General features: G+C 63.3%; 20 protein-coding genes. 8 read left to right on the plus strand and 12 right to left on the minus strand.

The genetic code is table 11. From position 1 onward, the window contains the following. Positions 1-23: 23 nt before the first annotated feature. The 3 genes from hisH to hisB are packed head-to-tail and all read right to left on the minus strand — an operon-like array spanning position 24 to position 1,784. Positions 24-674, minus strand: a complete 651-nt coding sequence (gene hisH / locus QN222_RS16335; RefSeq protein ID WP_283960649.1) for an imidazole glycerol phosphate synthase subunit HisH — start codon at positions 672-674, stop codon at positions 24-26. Next, positions 674-1,150: a DUF2628 domain-containing protein gene (locus tag QN222_RS16340; RefSeq protein ID WP_283960650.1), complete on the minus strand. Its 477-nt coding sequence runs from the start codon at positions 1,148-1,150 to the stop codon at positions 674-676. Before QN222_RS16340 ends, hisH begins: the two co-directional genes overlap by 1 nt. Before the next feature lie 25 nt (positions 1,151-1,175). Next, positions 1,176-1,784 (minus strand): imidazoleglycerol-phosphate dehydratase HisB, encoded by a 609-nt coding sequence (gene hisB, locus QN222_RS16345; RefSeq protein ID WP_283960651.1) that lies wholly within the window; start codon positions 1,782-1,784, stop codon positions 1,176-1,178. 431 nt (positions 1,785-2,215) lie between these two features. Between hisB and hslV the strand changes: the two genes are divergently transcribed. From hslV to QN222_RS16380, 7 genes are all read left to right on the plus strand, one after another. Beyond that, positions 2,216-2,773 (plus strand): ATP-dependent protease subunit HslV, encoded by a 558-nt coding sequence (hslV, locus tag QN222_RS16350; RefSeq protein WP_283960652.1) that lies wholly within the window; start codon positions 2,216-2,218, stop codon positions 2,771-2,773. After that, entirely contained in the window at positions 2,763-3,281 is a 519-nt protein-coding gene (locus QN222_RS16355) for a GNAT family N-acetyltransferase (protein WP_225108801.1), read from the plus strand. Before hslV ends, QN222_RS16355 begins: the two co-directional genes overlap by 11 nt. Continuing rightward, complete coding sequence (gene hslU / locus QN222_RS16360) at positions 3,278-4,582, plus strand: ATP-dependent protease ATPase subunit HslU (RefSeq protein WP_283960653.1); 1,305 nt, start codon at positions 3,278-3,280, stop codon at positions 4,580-4,582. Before QN222_RS16355 ends, hslU begins: the two co-directional genes overlap by 4 nt. 299 nt (positions 4,583-4,881) lie before the next feature. Then, on the plus strand, positions 4,882-5,832 hold the full coding sequence (locus tag QN222_RS16365; protein ID WP_283960654.1) for a DUF1402 family protein: 951 nt from the start codon (positions 4,882-4,884) through the stop codon (positions 5,830-5,832). Positions 5,833-5,949: 117 nt separating this feature from the next. Further along, the gene (locus QN222_RS16370; protein ID WP_283960655.1) at positions 5,950-7,350 is read left to right on the plus strand and encodes a cytochrome P450; all 1,401 of its coding nucleotides are present in this window, start codon (positions 5,950-5,952) and stop codon (positions 7,348-7,350) included. Positions 7,351-7,527: 177 nt separating this feature from the next. Next, positions 7,528-9,531 (plus strand): hydantoinase/oxoprolinase family protein, encoded by a 2,004-nt coding sequence (locus tag QN222_RS16375; RefSeq protein WP_283960656.1) that lies wholly within the window; start codon positions 7,528-7,530, stop codon positions 9,529-9,531. A gap of 312 nt (positions 9,532-9,843) precedes the next feature. Further along, positions 9,844-12,015 (plus strand): malate synthase G, encoded by a 2,172-nt coding sequence (locus tag QN222_RS16380; RefSeq protein WP_283960657.1) that lies wholly within the window; start codon positions 9,844-9,846, stop codon positions 12,013-12,015. A gap of 236 nt (positions 12,016-12,251) precedes the next feature. Here the strand turns inward: QN222_RS16380 and QN222_RS16385 are convergent, their stop codons facing one another. Beyond that, positions 12,252-12,926, minus strand: coding sequence for a L,D-transpeptidase (locus QN222_RS16385; protein WP_283960658.1), 675 nt, complete (start codon positions 12,924-12,926; stop codon positions 12,252-12,254). A gap of 232 nt (positions 12,927-13,158) precedes the next feature. On the opposite strand from QN222_RS16385, the gene QN222_RS16390 reads away from it, so the two are divergent. Then, a complete protein-coding gene (locus tag QN222_RS16390; RefSeq protein WP_283960659.1) occupies positions 13,159-13,686 on the plus strand; it encodes an MmcB family DNA repair protein in 528 nt (175 codons plus the stop codon). Positions 13,687-13,721: 35 nt separating this feature from the next. Here QN222_RS16390 and QN222_RS16395 read toward each other — a convergent pair whose 3' ends face one another. The 8 genes from QN222_RS16395 to QN222_RS16430 all read right to left on the minus strand — a co-directional run. Further along, positions 13,722-14,306, minus strand: coding sequence for an ActR/PrrA/RegA family redox response regulator transcription factor (locus QN222_RS16395; protein ID WP_280660665.1), 585 nt, complete (start codon positions 14,304-14,306; stop codon positions 13,722-13,724). A gap of 105 nt (positions 14,307-14,411) precedes the next feature. Next, positions 14,412-15,710 (minus strand): ActS/PrrB/RegB family redox-sensitive histidine kinase, encoded by a 1,299-nt coding sequence (locus QN222_RS16400; protein WP_283960660.1) that lies wholly within the window; start codon positions 15,708-15,710, stop codon positions 14,412-14,414. 93 nt (positions 15,711-15,803) lie between these two features. After that, positions 15,804-18,263: an ATP-dependent helicase HrpB gene (gene hrpB / locus QN222_RS16405; RefSeq protein ID WP_283960661.1), complete on the minus strand. Its 2,460-nt coding sequence runs from the start codon at positions 18,261-18,263 to the stop codon at positions 15,804-15,806. Further along, the gene (locus tag QN222_RS16410; protein ID WP_283960662.1) at positions 18,263-18,928 is read right to left on the minus strand and encodes an ATP-binding cassette domain-containing protein; all 666 of its coding nucleotides are present in this window, start codon (positions 18,926-18,928) and stop codon (positions 18,263-18,265) included. The genes hrpB and QN222_RS16410 overlap by 1 nt, the downstream gene beginning before the upstream one ends. Further along, positions 18,929-20,629: an ABC transporter permease gene (locus QN222_RS16415; protein WP_283960663.1), complete on the minus strand. Its 1,701-nt coding sequence runs from the start codon at positions 20,627-20,629 to the stop codon at positions 18,929-18,931. It lies immediately after the preceding gene. Then, entirely contained in the window at positions 20,613-21,839 is a 1,227-nt protein-coding gene (locus QN222_RS16420) for an ABC transporter substrate-binding protein (protein WP_283960664.1), read from the minus strand. The genes QN222_RS16415 and QN222_RS16420 overlap by 17 nt, the downstream gene beginning before the upstream one ends. Before the next feature lie 209 nt (positions 21,840-22,048). Beyond that, complete coding sequence (locus QN222_RS16425; RefSeq protein WP_283960665.1) at positions 22,049-22,996, minus strand: ornithine cyclodeaminase family protein; 948 nt, start codon at positions 22,994-22,996, stop codon at positions 22,049-22,051. A 120-nt stretch (positions 22,997-23,116) separates the two neighbouring features. Then, a partial coding sequence (locus QN222_RS16430; protein ID WP_283960666.1) for a hypothetical protein occupies positions 23,117-23,323 on the minus strand: 207 nt, incomplete at its 5' end.

Below are 23,323 nucleotides of genomic sequence, written 5' to 3' on the forward strand. Positions count from 1 at the left end.
ATCAGGAAAGAACGCCGGCAGCCTCAAGGCTTCCAACGCAGGAAATTCGAAATGAGGGCGAGTCCGAGCGTCTGGCTCTTTTCCGGGTGGAACTGCGAGCCCGCCTTGTTGTCGCGTGCGACGAATGCGGTCACCGGCCCGCCGTAGTCCGCTTCCGCGATGACGTCCTCGGGGTTCTCGGCAGCGAGGTGATAGGAGTGGACGAAATAGGCATGCAGGCCGTTTTCGCCCGTCGGAATGCCCTCGAAGAGCGCGTGCGGCCGGTTGAGCCTTAGCGTGTTCCAGCCGATCTGGGGAATCTTCAGCGACGGATCGGCCGGCGTCATTTCCTTGACGTCGCCCGGGATCCAGCCGAAGCCCTTGGTGATGGTCTTTTCAAGCCCGCGCGACGACATGAGCTGCATGCCGACGCAGATCCCGAGAAAGGGACGCCCGTCCTTCTCGACGGCCTGCGTCAAGGCGTCCTCCATGCCGGCGACGGCGGCAAGACCGCGGCGGCAATCGGCATAGGCGCCGACGCCCGGCAGGACGATGCGGTCGGCGGACGCCACGCGTTCCGGCCTGTCGGTCAGGTCGATCTCGGCGGCGATGCCGGCTTCGCGTGCCGCCCGTTCGAAGGCTTTCGTGGCCGAGCGCAGATTGCCCGACCCGTAGTCAATGATGGCGACCCGCATCAGCGTTCTCCATAGGGTTGAAAGAGGCCAAGGCCGGCGCTGCTTTCGGCCTGTTTCGTGGCAGACCTATCGAGTGGCGGCAACGGAGTTGCCGTTCTGCGATCCGCCGTGGCCGGCGTGTTGGAAAAATAGATCTCTTCCGCCGTTTCCAGGTCGCGTGCTGGAACGATCGAGCGAAGCGTCCAGTCTCGTTTCCTGAGATTCCGCGCGACCAGAAGCGGACCTTCCAGCGATACCAGCAGGCTGAGCGCCAGTTGCATGAAAAGCGAGGCTGCAAGGGCGCCGGGGACGGCCGACAAGAAGATCAACAGGATTTGCAGAACGGCAACCAGGATTCCAAGGAGCCAGGCACGCTTGCTCATCAGCCAGAGCGCGGGAAAGAAAAAGGCGGGCCAGGAAAAGCCGTCCGCGATGAACCGCGCCCTTTCGTCATCGGCCGGCGCGCCGGGCGGGGTCATGATCAGATAAGAAGCCATGGGTCTCAGCCGGGTATTGGCCAGCTCAGGCGAGCGTTCCCTTGGTCGAGGGCACGCGTCCGGCCTGGCGCGGATCGATTTCGGTTGCGGTGCGGAGCACGCGGGCGACGGATTTGAAACAGGTCTCGGCGATATGATGGTTGTTCGCGCCGTAGATGTTCTGGATATGCAGCGTGATGCCGGCATGCTGGGCCAGCGCCTGGAAGAATTCACGCACCAGCTCCGTGTCGAAGCTGCCGATCTTCGGCGAGGTGAAAGTCACGTTCCAGACAAGGAAAGGTCGCCCGGAAACATCGACGGCGGCGCGCGTCATCGTTTCGTCCATGGCAAGGTCGATCGAGGCGTATCGGGTGATGCCGCGGCGATCGCCGAGCGCCTTGGCAAGCGCCTGGCCGAGCGCAATACCGGTGTCTTCGACAGTGTGGTGGTCGTCGATATGCAGGTCGCCGTCCGCCTTGATCTCCATGTCGATCAGCGAGTGCCGCGAAAGCTGGTCCAGCATGTGGTCGAAGAAGCCGACTCCGGTCGCGATTTTCGACGTTCCCGTTCCATCGATGTTGACGGAGACCGAGACGGCGGTTTCATTTGTCTTTCTGGAAACTCGGCCGCTGCGGCTGGGCATGCTTTCTGCCATCAGGCTCTCCTGTATGCGCTCGATCGGATGATTTCGCGCTGAAACGATCCCAAAATAAGCGGGATCGACACCAAAACCAGAGCTGGACGCGGGAGCAAAACCGCTTCACGCTTCTCGTAAGATCGCTCCAGAGCCGCTCCATATCAGGGGAGCCGCGAAATATCCAGAACTGTGACGGAAATTCGGCCGATCTGCAGACCTCAGGAAGGGAAGACCGCGAGGAGGGCAAAGGGCATTTGCAATCGCGCGGTGCGCACTTACATAGGCGTCAAGCAACCAGGCTCGCCTACAGCGATGCGCGTCCAACTGGACGCGCAAAAGCCGCTGTAGCACTCTAGAGTCGCGGCATGGTCTTGCCCTTGAATCATTCCGATCCAGGGAATCATGCAGCGGAGCCGCAACACCCCGGATCGGGGCCAACAGGTATCTTCATGAGCGAACACAATCCCTACGGAACGATGCACGCGACCACCATCATCACGGTACGAAAAGGTGGCAAGGTGGTGATGGCGGGCGACGGTCAGGTCAGTCTCGGCCAGACCGTCATGAAGAGCAACGCCCGCAAGGTCCGGCGCCTGTCGAAGGGCGACGTGATCGCCGGCTTCGCCGGTGCGACGGCCGATGCCTTCACGCTGCTCGAACGGCTCGAGGCCAAGCTCGAGCAATATCCCGACCAGCTCATGCGTGCCGCCGTCGAACTCGCCAAGGATTGGCGAACGAACAAATACCTGCGCAATCTCGAGGCGATGATGCTCGTTGCCGACCGATCCATAACGCTGGCCATCACCGGCAATGGCGACGTGCTCGAACCCGAACACGGCACCATCGCGATCGGCTCCGGCGGAAACTATGCCCTGGCGGCCGCGCGTGCGCTGATGGACAGCGACAAGTCGGCGGAAGAGATCGCTCGGCGCGCGCTCGAAATCGCAGGCGATATCTGCGTCTACACCAACCACAATCTCGTGGTGGAGACGCTGGATGCCGAATGACGGGGTCGATGTCAGTTTCCTGTCGGTCGCCGACAGCCACTTGTCGATGCTGCATGGCTGGCTTTCCGAGCCGCATGTACGGCAGTGGTGGGGCGACCCGGACAAGGAGCTGGAATCGATCCGCGATGGCTGCGCGAGCGGCGAGGTGGAGGGCTTCATTTTTCATGTCGACGGCAAGCCCGCCGGATACATTCAGTCCTGGACGCCGTCGCAATATGACGAGCCCTGGGCGAAGGACCTGCCGTCCGACACGCCGGGCGTGGACATCTTTGTGGGCCCACCCGAAATGACTGGAAAAGGCATCGCCGCCCTGGCGCTCAAGGCCTTTGCCGAAAGACTGTTCGAAAACGGCGCCGCCCGTATCGTGATCGACCCAGACGCCGGCAATCGCCGCGCGGTCCGGGCCTATGCGAAGGCAGGCTTCGTGCCCTTTGGCGAATGGATAGACGAGTCCGGCCGGACACTCCTGATGGAGCTGACGCGCACGGAGTTTGAGAGGAATTCATGACCAACTTTTCCCCCAGAGAAATCGTGTCGGAACTCGACCGCTACATCATCGGCCAGAAGGACGCGAAACGTGCCGTGGCCATTGCCTTGCGCAACCGCTGGCGGCGCCAGCAGCTTGACGACGATCTGCGCGACGAAGTCATGCCGAAGAACATCCTGATGATCGGCCCGACCGGCGTCGGCAAGACGGAGATCTCCCGGCGGCTGGCGAAGCTCGCCGGCGCCCCCTTCGTCAAGGTCGAAGCGACCAAGTTCACCGAGGTCGGCTATGTCGGCCGTGACGTGGAGCAGATCGTTCGCGACCTCGTCGAGGTCGGCATCACATTGGTGCGGGAGAAGAAGCGCGCCGATGTCAAGGCGAAGGCACATCAGAACGCCGAAGAACGTGTGCTCGACGCTCTGGTCGGCGCGACGGCCTCGCCCGCGACGCGCGATTCCTTCCGCAAGAAATTGCGCGCCAACGAGCTCGACGACAAGGAAATCGAGATCGACGTTGCCGAGACCGGCGCTCCGGGCGCCTTCGAGATTCCGGGCATGCCGGGCGCCAATATCGGTGTCCTCAATCTTTCCGAAATGTTCGGCAAGGCGCTCGGCGGCAGGACCAAGAAGGTCAAGACGACCGTCAAGGCCTCCTATGAACTCTTGATCAACGACGAGTCCGACAAGCTGCTCGACAACGAGCAGATCCAGCGCGAAGCGGTGGCGGCGGCCGAGAACGACGGCATCGTGTTCCTCGACGAGATCGACAAGATCGCCGCCCGCGATGGCGGCATGGGTGCCGGCGTATCGCGCGAAGGCGTCCAGCGGGACCTGCTGCCGCTGGTCGAGGGCACGACGGTCGCGACGAAATACGGGCCGGTGAAGACGGATCACATCCTCTTCATCGCCTCCGGTGCGTTCCACGTCTCCAAGCCGTCGGATCTGCTTCCGGAGCTGCAGGGCCGCCTGCCGATCCGCGTCGAGCTGCGCGCGCTGACCAAGGAGGATTTCCGCCGCATCCTGACGGAGACCGAGGCGAGCCTCATCCGCCAGTACAAGGCGCTTCTCGACACCGAGGAAGTGAAGCTCGATTTCACCGAGGATGCGATCGACGCACTCGCCGAGGTCGCCGTCCAGCTCAACACCAACGTCGAGAATATCGGCGCGCGCCGCCTGCAGACGGTGATGGAGCGCGTCCTCGACGACGTTTCCTTCAACGCGCCGGACCGTGGCGGCCAGACCGTGATGATCGATGCGGATTATGTACGCAAGCACGTCGGCGACCTCGCCGCCAACACCGACCTGTCACGCTACATCCTGTGACCACAGCGCCGCGCGTCTCATCGGACGCGCAAAGGTCGCTGCAACAGTTTGCATGCTTGCATGTTTTGTCCTTGAATCGGTTCCGATTTAAGGAAACATGCAAGTCTTGACGCGCCGGAGCTGCGCAAACTCCGGCAATCGCCGAATTGTGAGGCGCCCGTCCCTCGACAGGCGCCTTCATTTTTTCTACAGCGATCGGTAATCGATCGAAGGCCGGGCATTATTCCGACATGATCTTGCCGTAGGGGCCGCGCGCTCGAATGACCGGGGGTTCCGGAGTTTCATAGGAAGAACAGATCGTGCGTCTCACCGCCTGCTTGCTCGTCATTGCCATGCTTTGCCTCTCCGCCGGTCCGGGAGCCGCGGGAGAAATCAACGTGGTTCCGGCGGGCAACCGCCACGTCGAGCAGCCGAAGATACCGGGCGCCTCGGTTCGCCGCACAAAAGCGGGCCGGACCTCCTTCGATGCGAAATACGAGAAGGTGCGTGATCTGCTCGCCAGCGACCGGCAGCTCGTCGGCAAGATCAAGTCGGTCGCCAGCGCCTACGGCATCGCGCCCATCCACATGATCGGCGCCATCGTCGGCGAGCACACCTACAATGTCGATGCCTACGACCGGCTGCAATCCTACTACGTCAAGGCGGCCGCCTATGCCGGTAACAGCTTCCAGTTCGGCCATGACGGCGAGTCCGTTGACGAGTTCGTCGCGCGGCCGCAATTTGCCGCCTGCGCCGGCAAGGACAACTCCTATGCGCTCTGGAGCTGCCGCGAGCGTATTTGGGACAGCGAGTTCCGCGGCCGTTCGATCGGGGGGCAATCCTTCCCGGACAACCGCTTCAGCGCGGTCTTCTTCCAGCCCTTTTTCGCCGGACAGACATTCGGTCTCGGCCAGATCAATCCGCTGACCGCGCTGATGCTGACGGACATGGTCGCGCGCGTTTCGGGCTATGAGCGCCTGGACGAGAACAACGCCGCCGGCGTTTATGAGGCGATCATGGATCCGGACGTCTCGCTCGCTTACATGGCAGCTTCGATCCGCCATTCGATCGACGCCTATCTTTCGATTGCCGGCATGGACATCTCCAACAATCCGGGTCTGACGGCGACACTCTACAATGTCGGCAATCCGGACCAGCGCGCCGCAACGCTCGCAGCGAAGAACCAGGACGCTGAGGTCCATTGGCCGGAAGAAAACTATTACGGCTGGCTCGTCAACGACAAGCTCGCGGAACTCGAAGGCCTGCTCTGAGCCGGATCGCCGGGTTCCGTCTCTATCTTTCCGTTCTTCCGTGATTCACGTGAAGCATCTTCCTTGATTGCGCCGTATATAATTGAAACGGTAGACGATCGAGAAAGGCACTCCATCATGGACACGCGACCGGAACCCTTCGAGCCACCCGCGCCCGAACCCCGCGTCGGCATTCCCTCGCGGCTGCAAATCATCCGCACGGTCTTTCGCAATCCGCTGGAACTCTGGGGCGAGCCCTCTTACACGCTGCCCTGGATCGAGACGAAGTTCATCAATCAGCGCACCTTGATCGTCAACGATCCCGGTCTCATCCGCCATGTTCTCGTCGAGAATGCCGGCAATTACGAGATGGCGAGTGTCCGGCAGCTGATCCTTCGCCCGATCCTTCGCGACGGTCTGCTGACGGCGGAAGGCGAGGTCTGGAAACGATCCCGCAAGGCGATGGCGCCCGTTTTCACGCCGCGGCACGCCAAGGGCTTTGCCGGCCAGATGCACCGTGTTGCGGAGGAATTCGTCGAGCGCTACGAGCGGGCTGGTTCGGAGCCATTGGTGACGAATGTCGCCGTCGACATGACCGAGCTTACCTTCGAGATTCTCGCCGAAACCCTCTTTTCCGGCGAGATCGCCGTCGAAAAGCAGGGCTTTGCAGGCAACGTCGAGGAGTTGCTGCACCGGATGGGCCGGGTCGATCCCATGGATCTATTGGTCGCGCCGCCGTGGGTGCCGCGGCTCACCCGCATCGGCGGCAAGAAGGTCCTGAACCGGTTCCGGGGCATCGTATCCGAAACGATGGCGCAACGACGGCGGCGGATGACCGAGGAACCCGAGCGCGTTCCGAACGATTTCCTGACGCTGTTGCTGCAGCTCGAAGGACCAGAGGGTCTTTCGACGTCCGAGATCGAGGACAATATCCTGACCTTCATCGGCGCCGGACATGAAACGACGGCGCGCGCTCTCGCCTGGACCCTCTACTGCATCGCCAACACGCCGGCCTATCGCGAGGTGATGGAGCGGGAAATCGACGAGGTGATGGCAAGCGGGGCGGATCCGGTCGAGTGGCTCGGCCGCATGCCGCATGTGCTTGCCGCCTTCGAGGAAGCGCTCAGGCTCTATCCGCCCGCGCCGTCGATCAACCGCGCGGCAATCGAGGAAGATGAGTGGACGTCACCGGAGGGTGAATACGTCCGCATCGAGAAGGGCATAACGGTGCTGATCATGCCGTGGACCCTGCACCGGCACGAGCTTCATTGGCAGAAGCCGCGCGCCTTCATGCCGGAGCGCTTCCTTCCCGAGAATCGGGAGAAGATCAACCGCTTCCAGTACCTGCCCTTCGGTGCCGGGCCGCGCGTCTGCATCGGCGCGACCTTCGCCCTGCAGGAGGCGGTCATCGCGCTCGGCGTCCTCATGCACCGCTTCCGCTTCGATCTGACCGAGGCGACCCACCCCTGGCCGGTGCAACGCCTAACCACACAGCCGAGGGGCGGCCTGCCGATGAAGGTGTCGGTGCGGGCGGAGTAGCATCTCCGGGTTGCCCGAGGCGACACCTGCTTTCGCGATTGCCGCTCTTTCAGACGCACGAAGGTCGCTCTCACGCGATGGTCTTTCGCCAAAATATGCCCTATCACCAGGCGATCGCTTCCCGTTCGGACGGCTTCTCCCGATCCTCCCGACCCTCAACACTGGACTGAGCAGAAATTGACCTCGCATCTTCTTCTCGGCATCGACACCGGCGGAACCTATACCGACGCCGTTCTTTTCAGCGAAGCGGCGGGCGTCGTCGCCAAGGCCAAGGCGCTGACCACGCGCCATGATCTGGCGGTCGGCATAGCCGGAGCGGTCGAAGCCGTTCTCGACAAGGCGAAGGTTCCTGTCACGGCGATCAGCCTCGTCTCGCTGTCGACGACGCTCGCCACCAACGCGCTGGTCGAGGGGCAGGGCGGCAGGGCGGGCCTGGTGATGATCGGCTTCGGCCCGGAGGACTTGAAGCGCGACGGGCTGCTCGAGGCTTTGGGCTCGGATCCCGTCCTTTTCCTTCCCGGCGGGCACAATGTCCATGGCGGCGAGACACCGCTCGACATGAGCGCGCTCGAGGAGGCGCTGCCGACGCTCGCGAGCCAGGTTTCGTCTTTCGCGATCGCCGGCTATTTCGCAGTGCGCAATCCGGCCCACGAGAAGCGTGTGCGCGACCGTATCCGCGAGGTTTCGCACCTGCCGGTGACATGCAGCCATGAGCTTTCGTCGAAGCTCGGCGGCCCGCGCCGGGCGCTGACGACACTTCTCAATGCCCGCCTGGTGTCGATGATCGATCGGCTGATCGGCTCCTGCGAGGATTTCCTCAAGGTCCGCGGCATTCACGTGCCGATGATGGTGGTGCGCGGCGATGGCGCATTGATCTCGGCGGCGGAAGCGCGGCTGAGGCCGATCGAAACGATCCTCTCCGGGCCGGCTGCGAGCCTCGTCGGCGCTCGGCATCTGACCGGCCTTGAAAACGCGGTCGTCTCGGATATCGGCGGCACGACGACGGACGTCGCCGTGCTTGAAAAGGGCCGTCCGAGGTTGGATGCCGAAGGCGCCGTCGTCGGCGGCTTCCGCACCATGGTCGAGGCCGTCGCCATGCGCACCTATGGGCTCGGTGGCGATTCGGAAGTGCGGATCAACGATCGCGGTCTCAAGGCAAAGATCGATCTCGGTCCGCGGCGGTTCCTGCCGCTGAGCCTGGCGGCCGCTCTGCATGGTGACGCCGTGCTGTCCGTGCTCGAAAGGCAGTTGCGCGCGACGCATGCGGGACGGCACGACGGCCGCCTCGCCGTGCGGACCGGTCTGCCCGATCATCTCGCGAGCGGCCTTCAGCCGCAGGAACAGGCGCTTTACGATCGGATCGGCATGGTACCGGTGGCATTGGCGGACGTGCTGCTCAGCACCCCGCAGCGGGCGACGCTCGACCGCCTCGTGGCGCGCGGGCTGGTGCATATCTGCGGCATCACGCCATCGGATGCGATGCATGTGCTTGGCAGGCAGGCGCAGTGGAACGCCGCGGCGGCACGCCTTGGTCTCGAGATTGCGGCACGTACGAAGGATGGTTCCGGCCAGCCAATCGCCCCATCCGCCGAAGGGCTGGCGCAGAGGATCGTCGGCCGGCTGACGCGGCAATCTTCGGAAGTGGTCCTGCAGGCCTGCCTCGGAGAGGACGGCGCCGGCGCCATCGACCCCGCGACATCCCTTGCAGTCGATCGCGCCCTGACGCGCGAACCCGGCATCGTCCGCTTCTCGATCGGGCTCGACCGGCCTCTCGTCGGCCTCGGCGCCTCGGCGCCCGTTTACTACCCGGCTATCGCCGACATGCTGGGTACGGATGCGGCGATACCCGCGGAGGCGGACGTGGCGAATGCCGTCGGAGCGGTGGTCGGGCAGGTCAGGGCTTCCGTCACGGTGTTCGTGACGACGCCCGAAGAGGGCATCTTCATCGTCAACGGCGCCGGCGCAAGCGAACGCTTTCTCGATCAGGAGCAGGCTTTCGGCGTCGCCCGCCGCCGCGCCCAGACCATGGCGCTCGAAACCGCCCGCGCGAACGGTGCCGAGGAACCGGCGGCGACGATGTGGGAAGAGATCGACGCACCGGAGGTCGAGGGCGGCCGCAAGCTGATCGAGGCGCGGTTCATCGCCTCGGCCAGCGGCCGGCCGCGTATCGCGCACCACTAGGGCAATTCCAGGAAAAGTGTGTAACGGTTTTCCGTCCGGAATTGCCTAGTTTCAACGAGTTAGATCATTTCACTGTTTCAATGAAACAATGAAATGATCTAAGGCGGGATGGGAAATCCGCGGCGGCCGTCCACCCGTTCAGCATGCCGATCTTTTCCATTTTGGAAACAATTCTTCACATCCTTGCGGAATTGACAGGCAAAGGATTGATGAGAGACTGTCCGCGCGCGTGAGCGGGTCAACGCGCTTCCCCATCTGCATCCCGCCCCTACCTATCGGAATACCGAGAACAGAGAATTCAGGAGTTATCGCATGGACCGCGTTGAGAAGTATGGGCTGAAGATCGATGCTGGTCTCCATGATTTCCTGGTTGATGAGGCGATCCCGGGCACGGGCGTCGACCCCGAGCGGTTCTTTTCTGCTCTCGCCGACGTCATCCACGATCTCGCGCCGAAAAACCGCGCGCTTCTTGCCAAACGCGATGACATGCAGGCGCAAATCGACGCCTGGTATCGCGATAACGGCGCACCTGTCGACCTCGACGCCTACGAGGCCTTTCTGAGGCAGATCGGTTACCTTCTGCCGGAAGGGCCGGCCTTTTCGGTTTCGACCGCCAATGTCGATCCCGAGATCGCGACGATTGCCGGACCGCAACTGGTCGTGCCGGTGATGAATGCGCGCTATGCGCTGAACGCCGCCAACGCCCGCTGGGGTTCGCTCTATGACGCGCTCTATGGAACCGACGCAATTCCCGATACCGACGGCGCCGAGCGTGGCAAAGGGTACAATCCGAAGCGCGGCGCCAAGGTCATCGCCTGGGCCCGGGACTTTCTGGATGCGAGCGCGGCACTCGCCAAGGGCCGCTGGAGCGATGCGACTGCGTTGACGGTCGAAGGTTCTGCACTTGCGATTGCGCTTGCGGACGGCGCGAAGACGGCGCTCGCTGATCCATCCTGCTTCGCCGGTTATTCGGGCTCTGCCGACGCGCCGTCGGAAATCGTTCTGCGCCGAAACAATCTTCACATCGTCGTCGTTCTCGATGCAACAACGCCGATCGGCAAGAACGATCCGGCTAACGTTTCCGACATCATCCTCGAATCGGCAATCACGACGATCATGGACTGCGAGGACTCCGTCGCCGCCGTCGATGCTGAAGACAAGGTCGTCGTCTATCGCAACTGGCTGGGTCTGATGAAGGGCGACCTCGAGGAAGAGGTTTCCAAGGGCGGCAGCACATTCACCCGCAAGCTCAATGCCGATCGTGTTTACACAAGCCCGAACGGCGCGGCGCTGACGCTGCCCGGACGCTCGCTGATGCTGGTGCGCAATGTCGGCCACCTGATGACCAATCCGGCGATTCTTGACCGCGACGACCGCGATGTCCCGGAAGGCATCATGGACGCCATGGTCACCGCCCTGATCGCGCTCCACGATATCGGACCCAAGGGCCGCCGGGCGAACTCGCGCGCGGGTTCGATGTATGTCGTCAAGCCGAAGATGCATGGGCCGGACGAGGTTGCCTTTGCCTGCGAAATCTTCGCGCGCGTCGAGACGGCGCTCGGAATGCCGGCAAACACCATGAAGATGGGCATCATGGATGAGGAGCGACGCACGACCGTCAACCTCAAGGAATGCATCCGCGCCGCCCGCGAGCGCGTGGTCTTCATCAACACCGGCTTCCTCGACCGGACCGGCGACGAGATCCACACGTCGATGGAAGCCGGCCCGATGATTCGCAAGGGCGACATGAAGCAGGCGGCCTGGATCGCGGCCTACGAGAACTGGAACGTCGATATCGGCCTCGAGTGCGGGCTCTCCGGCCACGCGCAGATCGGCAAAGGCATGTGGGCGATGCCCGACCTTATGGCCGCAATGCTCGAACAGAAGATTGGCCATCCAAGGGCGGGCGCCAACACCGCCTGGGTTCCGTCGCCGACCGCGGCGACGCTGCATGCGACGCACTACCACCGTATCAACGTCGCCGAAGTGCAGGCGGGACTGAAAAGCCGGCCGCGTGCCAAGCTCGCCGATATCCTCTCGGTGCCGGTGGCGGCGCGGCCGAACTGGACCGAGGCCGAAATCCAGCTTGAACTCGACAACAATGCCCAAGGGATCCTCGGCTATGTCGTGCGCTGGGTCGGCCAGGGCGTCGGCTGCTCCAAGGTGCCGGACATCAACAATATCGGCCTGATGGAAGATCGCGCGACGCTGCGCATCTCGGCGCAGCACATGGCGAATTGGCTGCAGCACGGCATTGTCAGCGAAATGCAGATCGTCGACACGATGAAGCGAATGGCGGCCGTCGTCGACCAGCAGAATGCTGACGACGAAAACTACACGCCGATGGCCGGCCGCTTCGACGAATCGGTCGCCTTCCAGGCCGCGCTGGACCTAGTGCTCAAGGGCCGCGAGCAGCCGAACGGCTATACCGAACCGGTCCTGCATCGCCGTCGTCTGGAGTTGAAGGCGAAGTTAGGGGCATAAAGTAAAAATCGAGGCGGTTTTCCGAGCATTTGCCCCTCATCCGCCTGCCGGCACCTTCTCCCCGCAAGCGGGGCGAAGGGATATGTCGCGCCGCCTCGGTCCCCTCTCCCCGCACGCGGGGAGAGGGCTAGGGTGAGGGGCAAGCAAGGGCGTCATTGCCACTTAATTGGCTGGAAGCCAAACAAAAGAGCCGCCGGATCGACCGACGGCCCTCTCATTATCAAGACGTGGCAGTGTTACTGCTGAACGACGACCCTTGCGCCCTTGCCCGGCCGGACACGCGAATAGAGGTCGATGATATCCTGGTTCATCAGCCGGATGCAGCCCGACGATGCGGCGGTGCCGATCGAGGCCCATTCCGGCGTGCCGTGCAGGCGGAAGAGCGTGTCCCTGCCTTCGTCGTTGAAGAGATAGAGGGCGCGCGCACCGAGCGGATTGCTGATGCCCGGGCCCATGCCGTCTTCGACGTATTTGGCGACTTCCGGCTTGCGCTCGGCCATCTCCTTCGGCGGATGCCAGGTCGGCCATTCCTGTTTCCAGGCGACGTAGGCCTCGCCTTCCCAGGCGAAGCCGGCCTTGCCGACGCCGATGCCGTAGCGCACGGCCTTGCCACCCGGCAGCACATAGTAGAGGAAGCGATTCGGCGTGTTGACGATGATCGTGCCCGGGCGTTCCTTCGTCGCGTAGTCGACGATCTGGCGATGGAAACGCTGATCGACACGCTTGATCGGTATTGCAGGCAGCGCGTAGCCGTGGTCCTCGACCGCGCCATAATTACCGGTAAAGATCTGATTCGTCGCAATTTTCTGGCCCTCGGGAGCAGGGCCGGTCGTGGACGTCGTTTGCGAGCAGCCGGCAAGGGCAACAGTGGCGGCCAGGCTGCACAAAAGGAGAGCGTTGCGGAAGCGCATTGGGGGGTCTCGTGAAAGGAAGTAAGGAAATACGGGAGGGAGGGTGCCCGGCCGTCAGCGCCATCAGCTTATTTTCGATTGCATCGCGCCGCGCAAGGGACTGCGCCGCCGCAATTTGGCCGAAAAGTGTAAATTCCGTGACGATTGCTTTTTTGCAACAAAATGGCGGAGAGGGAGGACGCGACGCAATTCCGGATGAACACTGGAATTGGCCTAGCGCAAGAGTGAACCGATGACGATTCTATCGATCCATGGCGACAATCCGCTGGCGGACGGGCGCCAATCGGAGCGGGCGATGAAAGTACGCCGCGGCGTTCAGCGGCTGCTGGCGGAATTGCGCCACGCGGTCCTGCCCGAACTGACGCTCGCAAGCGGCAGGCGCGCCGATCTCATTTCTCTTACGGCGAAGGGCGAAATCTGGATCATCGAGATCAAGACGTCGATCGAGGACTTTCGCGTGGATCGCAAATGGCCCGAGTATCGGCTGCATTGCGACCGGCTGTTCTTCGCCACGCACGGAGACGTGCCGCTGGACATCTTTCCGGAGGAATGCGGCCTTCTGCTTTCCGACGGCTACGGGGCGCATATGCTGCGCGAAGCACCGGAGCACCGCCTGGCGCCGGCGACGCGCAAGTCCGTCGTCCAGTCATTTGCCCGTACGGCGGCCCAGCGACTGATGCTTGCCGAATGGGCGGCGGAGCGAAACGGGGAGCTCGGCGACTCGATTCGCGATATCGTTGCGGGTACGCGCGACGGTTAGACGGAGATCACGTCTTCCGAATTGCCAATCGATGATTATTTCGGGGCGCGTTTCGCCAGAATGCGCTGCAGGGTTCTGCGGTGCATGTTGAGCCGGCGGGCCGTTTCCGAGACGTTGCGTTCGCACATCTCGTAGACACGCTGGATGTGTTCCCAACGGACCCGATCCGCGGACATCGGATTTTCCGGCGGCTCCACCCTTTCGCCCTGGCGCTGGACGAGCGCGGCGAAGATGTCGTCAGCATCGGCCGGCTTTGCGAGATAGTCGACCGCGCCGAGCTTGACTGCATTCACCGCGGTGGCGATGTTGCCGTAGCCGGTAAGCATGATCATTCGCGTGTCGTCCCGGCGCCCCCGGATCGCTTCGATCACATCGAGGCCGCTGCCGTCGCCAAGCCGGAGATCGATGACGGCGTGTTTCGGCGGGTTGCTCTTGGCCTTGGCGATGCCTTCGGCGACCGACTCGGCAATATCGACGGTGAAGCCCCGCGCTTCCATCGCCCGCGCCAGACGGCGCAGGAACGGGCCGTCGTCATCAACGATCAGCAGCGTCCTGTCAGGCCCGATCAGCTCGGCATCCGGAGACTGTGCGCTTGGCGCGGTTGTCGATTTTTCCGTCATTTCTTCCGATCCCTAAGCAAAAACCTGTCCATAGGCAAAAAATCGGGCGGTTTCGCTGAAATTATGTGGGTTTTCTCGTGACTGTCTTCAATAAACTGCCAAACGTCATTTCGCCAGCTTGGTGTCCATCAGCGCACGCGGCCATTCGACGCTGACGCGCGCACCCGGGCTGCCGTTTTCGAAGCGCAGCCGCGCCCCTGAGCGCTCCAGCAAAGTCTTGGCGATGAAGAGGCCGAGACCAAGGCCGCCGGCGCTGTCGTCCTTCTGTCGCTTGGTGACGTAAGGCTCGCCGATGCGCATGAGGATATCCGGCGAGAAACCGTCACCATCATCCTCGATCGTCACCTTCACGCGTTCGGCCGTGTGCTCCGCGGTGACGGTCACTTTCTTGCGCGCATAGTCGACCGCGTTTTCGAGCAGATTGCCGAGCCCGTACAGGATGCCTGCATTGCGGATGCCGACCGGTTCCGAGGCGCGATCGCCTTTTTCCTTAAGCTCGATCTCGATCCCGAATTCACGGTGCGGCGCCATCACTTCCTCGATCAGCGAGGAAAGCGGCAGCAGCCGCATGTGTTCCTCGCTCTCGGACGAAAGGGTGGTCAGCCGCTTCAGGATATCGCGGCAGCGTTCGCTCTGGCTGCGCAGGAGGTGAACGTCCTCGCCGAAGCGGGGGTCGTCGCCGAGCTCGCGCTCCATCTCCTTGGCGACGACGCTGATGGTGGCGAGCGGCGTTCCGAGTTCGTGCGCGGCGGCGGCGGCGAGACCGTCGAGCTGCGATAGGTGCTTTTCGCGCTGGAGCACAAGCTCGGTTGCGGTCAGCGCTTCTGAGAGCTCGCTCGCCTCCAGCGAAACCCGGTAGGTGTAGAAGGCGGCAAACGCTGTCATCGAGACGATCGCAAACCAGATACCTGCCGTCAGTACCCGCGGGATCAGAAGGACGGTTCCCGGATACCAGGGCAGCGGGAAGGGCGAGAAGGCAAGCGCGGTAACGCCGATGACCGCAAAGCCCGCCAACACGATACTGTGCGGCTTCGGCTGCGAGGCCGAGGAAATGATCACCGGCACGCACAGCAGCGGTGCGAAGGGATTGGCGAGGCCCCCGGTGATGAAGAGCAGTGCGGTCAACTGGGCGAGATCGAGGCCGAGCAGCGCGAAGGCGGCCGGCGGCGTCAATCGGTGCGTCGGCGGAAAGCGGATCGTGAGAAAGGTATTCAACAGCGCCAGGCTTGCAATCAGCGCCGAAGACGGAGCGAGCGGCAAGGGAAACTGCAGCCACAACGCTGTAATGATGACCGCGAGCGACTGGCCGCCCACGGCCAGCCAGCGCAGCCGAACGAGCGTCTGTAGTCTGAGGCTGCGATTGCTGTTCATGTCATTGTAATCGAGTGCCATTGCTGCTGCCATGCTGCCGCTTCCCGCTTCACCGCTGCGTCCGCCGAGATCGCAGTGTTCATATAATGCCCCAAAGCTGTCCGATCGCGGAATTATACCGTGGATTCATGTACCACGCGGCTTGGCGCGTGTCGTTGGCATCGCGTTCGCCGGGTCCTCCGGCCAGGGATGCTTCGGATAGCGCCCGCGCATGTCGGCTCTTGCGTCCCGCCACGAACCGGCCCAGAAGCCCGGCAGGTCGCGTGTCGTCTGGATCGGGCGGTGGCCGGGCGAGATCAGCTCCAGGAGCAGCGGCAGCCGGCCGTTACCGATCGCCGGATGCACCTTAAGGCCGAAAAGCTCCTGTACGCGGATAGAAAGCAAGGGCTCGTCGCCATCGTAATGGATGGGATGGCGGTGTCCCGTCGGCGCTTCGAAGTGCGTCGGCGCGAGCTTACCAAGATCGCGCTGAAGATCGTAGGGAACGAGCGAAAGCAGACCTTCGGCGAGGTCATGGGCCTTGATCCCGTCGATACTGCCGGCGCCATGCTGAAACGGCACGAACCAGTCGTCGAGGCGCGACAGCAATGCCTGATCCGAGACGTCCGGCCAGGGTTCGCCGATTGATCTGTGGAGAAAGCCGATACGGTCGCGCAATTGCGCCGCTTCCTTCGAGAAAGGCAGGACTGCAAGCCCCAATTGCCGAACGCCGTCGGCGAGCGCGCGTGCGGCCGCTTCACCGCCCGGGCGCGAAAGCGGCGTTTCCTCGAAGATGATGGCGCCGAGCCGGGTGACGCGGCGCGCGCGCGCCTGGCGGCTCGCCCGATCGAAGAAGATCTGCTCCTCGCGCCGGATTGCCTCCGGCATATGTGCCTCGACGTCTGCCCTGGTGATTTCTGCGGCTGCCAATACGCGCTGCGCGCCCGCTCTTCCGGTCAGGTCGGCGATGACCAGCATCCCCGCCGCGGCAAGTCGCTCGGTCTCCGACACCTCGGCGCCGCGTCCGTTCGCCATGACGAAGCGCCCGCGGCCGCCACGCTGGAGTGCGATCCGGTCGGGAAAGGCATGCATCAGCAATGGACCCGGCAGCGCGCTTTCGCCATTGCTCTTCTGTGCCTTTAGGTCGGCCGCCATGCGTCTTGCCAGACCCCGTGCGGCGTCCGCACGATCGCCGCGGTCCGCCCGGAACCGGCGCAGGCGCTCCTCGAGATCGAGACTGTTGCCGCCAAGGCCCTGCTCGGTCAGCATCACCGCCAGCAGGCAGGCTTCCTGTGCCTCGCCCTCTTCGGCCGCCGAGACTGCCATTGCCGCCAGCCGGACGGGCAATGCGAGATCGCGAATCCGGCGCCCGCGCGGCGTCAGTGCGCCGTTGTCATCGAGCGCTCCAAGCTCGATCAGCAGGCTGCGCGCCTCGCGCAACGTCGTCTCCGGCGGCGGGTCGATGAAGGCGAGCGACGATGGATCGGCGACGCCCCAATGGGCGAGATCGAGCAGAAGACCCGAAAGATCGCTCGCAAGGATCTGCGGCGGCGTGAAGGCCGCAAGGGCTGCGGTCTGGCCTGGGTGCCACAGGCGTATCGCGATTCCTGGCTCCGTTCGTCCGGCGCGCCCGGCGCGCTGGTCGGCGGAAGCCCGTGATACGCGCACGGTCTCAAGCCGCGTGATCCCTGTCGAGGCTTCGAACACCGGCAGCCGTTGCAGACCGCTGTCGACGACAATCCGCACGCCGTCGATGGTGATCGACGTTTCGGCGATCGACGTCGCAAGCACGACCTTGCGCGTGCCGGCAGGTGCCGGTCGTATCGCCGCGTCCTGCTCCTTCTGGCTCAGATTGCCGTAGAGCGGCACGATCGCAGTCGTCTCGTCGAACCGCCTGGCGAGACGCTCAGCGGTGCGGGTGATTTCCGCCTGCCCCGGGAGGAAGGCGAGGATCGAGCCCGCTGCGGATCGGTGCGCGTCCACGATGGCACGCGTAACCGCGTCCTCGGCGCTCTCGCCAGCGCTCCTGTCCTCGTAGCGAATATCGATCGGAAAGCTGCGGCCCTGGCTTTCGATGACCGGAGCATCGCCGAGCAGCTTGGCGACCCGCCCGACGTCGAGCGTTGCCGACATGACGACGATCTTCAGGTCGTCGCGCAAGGCCGATTGCACGTCGAGCGCCAACGCCAGGCCGAAATCGGCGTCGAGCGAGCGCTCGTGGAATTCATCGAAGAGCACGGCAGAAATGCCGGAGAGTTCCGGATCGTCGAGGATCATCCGGCTGAAGACGCCTTCGGTCACCACCTCGATCCGGGTCCGCGCCGATATCCTGTTGTCGAGCCGCATGCGATAGCCGACGGTCTCGCCGACCTTTTCTTCGAGCAGTTCGGCCATCCGTCCCGCGGCCGCACGAGCGGCGAGCCTGCGCGGCTCCAGCAGGATCACCTTGCCGCCCTTGAGCCAGGGCTGATCCAGAAGGAAGAGCGGCACAAGCGTCGTCTTGCCGGCGCCGGGCGGCGCCGAGAGCACGACGGACGCCGCCTTTTTGAGCGCTTCGCCCATACGGGGCAGAATGTCACGAACCGGCAGTGGCGGAAGATCGCGCATCAGGTCTCTGCCTCGCTCCCGACCTCGATCACTCTGCCGCCGGCCGCCTCCGCGTCAGCGCCGTCATGGGTAACGAGGATAATCGGCACGCCCGCAGCTTTCGCTTTGGAGAAGACCAGCGCGCGGGTCTGCTGCCTGAGTGCCGCATCGAGTTTCGAAAAAGGTTCGTCCAGCAGGAGGTAATGCGGCGCCGACACGAGCGTCCGCTGCAGCGCCACGCGTGCCTTCTGGCCGCCGGAAAGCGTTTCCGGATCGCGATTGAAGAAGCCGGCGAGCCCGACCTGTTCGAGTGCCTGCTCGGCGATCTGTCGTCTCATCCTATGTCCTTTTACCGCCTGCGGTATCGCGAACACGATGTTGCCGCCGACCGAGAGATGGGGGAAAAGCAGGGGATCCTGAAACAGGATGCCGGCGCGGCGTTCGTTTGCCGGGACATCGGTCAGGTCTCTGTCCCCGATCAGAATTCGACCGGTGACGCGGAAGGCCGGATCGAGAAACCCGCCGGCAAAGGCGAGCAGCGTCGACTTGCCGGAGCCGGACGGGCCCATCAAGGTCAGAACCTCGCCGGGCATTACCGTCGCCGATACGGACAGCAGCGTTCGCTCCGCGAGCCCAATCGTCACATCCGCCAGCATAAGCGGCATCGGGTCGTCAACCGCCTGCATTCACATCCTCATTGCGCGACGGCTGCGGAATAGCAATTGAGGGCCAAGCGACGCAACGAGAAATGCGAGAAAGGGGAGAGCCGCCTGGACGAGCGCATAGACGCCGATGACGCGCCGGTCGCCACCCGCCGAAAGAGCGACCGCCTCGGTGGTGACGGTGCTTAGCCGGCCGGCCCCGACCAGCACTGTCGGAAGGTAAAGGCTTACCGACACCGAAAACCCGACGGTAAGGGCGGTGAGGCAGGCTCGAAACAGAAGCGGCAGCCGGATCGTCAGGAGCACCCGCAGCGGCGATTTCCCGAGCCCGGCGGCTATCCGCTCGAAGCGTGGGTCGAGTTCGCGCCACGGTGCCGACAGCGACAGGAGGACATAGGGCAAGACAAACAGCAGATGGACTGCGAGCACGCTTGAAAACGCGGGCGTGAAGCCGATCGAGATCGCCAGGATCTGCAAACCGAAGACGAAGCTGATCTCGGGCACGATGAGCGGCAGATAGAGAAGCTTGTAGGTTGCGCCATTGCCGCCCCGACCGTCTCGATGAAGCAATGAAACCGCGATGACCAATGCCAGCGCCGAGGCGGAGAGGGCGAGCCCCACGGTCGTCAGAAGCGGCTCGGTGATCTGCGGCAGCACGCGCAGCCAGATCTTGGCCGTAATCGCTCCCGGCAGTGCTTTCGGAAACGGCCAGAGACCGGCGACGGACCAGATGAAGAGGGCGCCCAGTCCCGAAAATATGATGACGGCACAGCCGGCCATGGCCAATCCTGACGTTGCGCGAAGCAGCTGGTCCTTCCGGAGCCGCGTCCCTGCAAGCGTCATGAAGGTCAGTCCGAACTTTCCGATCCGTTCGAGCGCGAGCCAGATTCCGATCGCCGCAAAGACGACGAAGAGTTGCAGCAACGCTCCTGCCGAGGCAAGGAACCGCATCTTGAGGTCGTGATCGGCGGCCCAATGGGCGATGCGCACAGGCAGTGTCGCCGGCAGTTGCGGACCGAGGATCATCGCGACATCGACGACGGAGACCGAATAAACGAGCACCGCGAACACCGGCAGCCGGATCTGGCTGTAGAGCGTCGGCCAGAGGCTGATCAGAAAGCCGGACACACGTCCGTAGCCAAGCGCTGCCGTCATCTGCCCGGCCCTGCGCAGCGGAATTTGCGGCAAGGCCGCGAGCGTCACCAGGAAGAGAAAGGGGACCTCCTTGGTGACGAGCCCAGCGATCATCGAAAGCGCAAAGGGGTCGTTGGGCAGAAGCCAGTCCGGCGGCCGCGTGAAGCCGGTCAGCTCCGGCGAGATCAGCCGGAGAAGCAGGCCGGAAGGCGCGATGAGAAAGGCGAGCGCGAAGGCGGCGGCGGCATGCGGTACCGCAAGCAGCGGCGAAACCAGATGGTGGACCCGCGCAAAAACCGGCATCCCCGCAAAGCCGGCAATGAAGGTTCCGACAATTGCAAGCGCCGCAAAGGTGGTGATCAGGCCCGCCGCCAGGGCGACGAGGACGGATCGAAGGATGTGGGGCTGGCCGGCAAGCTCGGCGAGATGTGCCGTCGTCGGATGAAGACCGCCGAGAGCGGGCAGGTAGCCGAATGCCGGCAGGATCGTTCCGGCGACCCCCGCTAGGACCGGCAGTCCAAGGATGATGACAAGGAGGCCGTTGCCGCTGGGCGAGTAGGTGATCCCTCGGTCTTTAGTTCGCTGCCCCATATCGCCGGGTCCACTCTGCTTCGATTCGCGTCATCCAGTCCGGATGCGGCTCGTCGAGCGCAGGTCCAAGTTGGTCGGGGCCGAGCGTCGCGACGCCGAGATCGAGTGCTTCGAAGGCTTGTCGCTCTGCGGCCGGCAGCTTTGCCAGCGACAGGACGGTCGGATCGCCCCAGATTTTCGGGTCCTGCTTGTGCAACTGCGCCTCGGGCGAGAGCAGGAAATTGGCGAAGAGCAGCGCCCCCGCCTTCGCCGATGCATTGTAGGGAATCGCGACGAAATGCGTGTTGCCGAGTGTGCCGCCCGAAAAGACGAAGGAACGCACGCTGTCCGGCAGCTCTCCATTGGCGATCGCCGCCGACGCTTCCGCCGGATTGAAGGCGAAAATGATGTCGAGCTCGCCATCGGCGAACTTCTGCTTCATGTCGGGGTAGTTCTGCGGATACGCCTTGCCCTCGCGCCAGAGCAGCGGCGTGAGCTTGTCGAGATAGGTAAAGAGCGGCGCTGCATCCGCGGCAAAGGTCGCTTCGTCGACGGGCTTTTGCAGCTTGGATTTGTCGGGGATCAGCTCGGTCAGTACCTGTTTGAGGAACGACGAGCCGGTGAAGTCCGGCGGCTGCGGATAGGAGAAACGGCCGGGATTGGCTTCGGCCCATTTGAGCAGATCCGCGGCCGAATCGGGCAGCTTGGCGCTCGGGGTTCGCGCCGAATCGTGGAAGAAAACGAGCTTGGCGCCACCCCACGGGCTTTCCAGTCCCTCGGTCGCTGTCGTGAAATCGCTGAGAACTGTCGGTTTGGTCTCGTGATCGACATAGATCCAGTTCGGCAGTTTCGTCGCCCAATCGGGAGAGAAGAGCAGGCCTTCGCGTTTCATCGCGGCAAAGTTTTCGCCGTTGATCCAGACGAGATCGACAGCGCCGTCCTGGTCTTTTCCGGCGGATTTTTCGGCGACGACCGTCGCGACCGCCTTTGCCGTGTCGTCGAGCTTCACATGGACGACGGTGACGCCATAACGCGCCTTCATTTCGTTACCGGCCCATCTGATGTAGGCGTTGACGTTTTCCGCTCCGCCCCAGGCGTTGAAATAGACAGTCTGGCCCTTGGCTTCCGCGACGACCGAATTCCAGTCGTTGACGTCGAGCGCGGCCGCTTGGCCCGCGAGAGCGAGCGCCAGGATTGCGGCCGTGATGAACTGTCTTGCCCGCCGGATCATGCGCCGCTCCGTCTCCACTTCTGCATGTTTCCTTAAATCCTAGCCGATTTAGGGATAAAAACATGCAGCATTTCAAAGTGCTACAGCTGTCGTGCGAGCGTAGGCCGCGTGCCGCTCGCGTCAATGCGCGCCAGCGGCCGCCCCTCTCACGATTCGGTGAAACCTGTCCCCGGATGCCGGACACGGAACGGCATGATCGCCTGCGTCGATCAGCTGTTGTCTCGCTGCGCTTCGAAGGCCAGCACTGCGCCGGCCAGATCTTCCAATGCGGCGCCGACTGACTTGAACAGCGTGATTTCCTCGGCTTTCGTGCGGCCGGGATGCGCGCCGCGGGCAAGGTCGAAGAGATCGGCGCAGATCGCATCCTCGGTGATCACGCCTGAGCGGATCGCCTGGACGATATCACCGCCTTCGCTGAGTGCGCCTTCGCGCGTGTCGACGAAGATGCTGGAGCGCTCGGCGGCGCGGTCGTCCGATTCGCGCATGGTCGGCTTGAAGGCGCCGATCAGGTCGAGATGCGCGCCCGGTTTCAGCCAATCGCCGCGGATCAGCGGTTCCGAGGAAAGGGTAGCGCAGGAAATGATGTCCGCCTCGCGCGCCGCCGCCTCGAGATCGGTCGCGATCGTCACCGCGATATCCTTGAGGCTGAGCTCCTTGGCCGTCGCTTCGGCCTTTCTTGGATCGCGGCCCCAGATCGTCACATTGCGGATCGGGCGAACGGATGCGTGCGCCTCGATGACATTCGTCGACAGCCGGCCGGTGCCGACCATCAGCATCCGGCTTGCATCCTTGTGGGCGAGATAGCGGGCGGCGAGTGCCGAAGCGGCGGCGGTACGCCGGGCAGTCAGTTCGCCGCCATCGACGATCGCCAGCAATTCGCCGGTCCTGCCGGAAGAAAGAAGATAGCTGCCATGAATGGCGGGAAGTCCGCGCGTCTGGTTGCCGGGGAACACCGAAACCATCTTGACGCCGACATAGGCGCCTGGCTGCCACGCGGGCATCAGAAGCAGCGTTGCGTCCGCCTCACCCGGAACCGCGACATCGTGATGATGGCGCACGGGCATGACGCATCCTTTGGCGAACATGTCGCCGAGCGCCTTGATAAGCCCGTCCCATGGTAGAGCCGCGCGCGTCTGCGTCGCATCCAGTACCAGCATTTCGATACCTCCCTGTGCAAAAATCCGAGCGACACTAACAGTGTTTGACGGCTGCCGAAATGCGCGTTCGGAAGCGAGGAAGACGCCATCTAGCGAGAGGGAGGCCCGCCGGCTGAGATTTTACCAAGTGGTCAACCTTTTCCGCACGCATTGATAGAGCTTCGACGGTGATTTTCCCGTCAACAAGAAATCAATCAACGATTTCAGCATCTTATCTTTTTTTGACGATTTTTTGAAAATGGATGTTGACGTGTCGGAGGTGGTGGGTCTATAAGCCCGATCACTGACGAGGGCGGCGGCGCTGCTGGCGACGATGACCTTCGCTCT

Origin of the sequence: Sinorhizobium sp. 6-70 (assembly GCF_030124375.1) — a bacterium.
Lineage (GTDB): Bacteria > Pseudomonadota > Alphaproteobacteria > Rhizobiales > Rhizobiaceae > Sinorhizobium.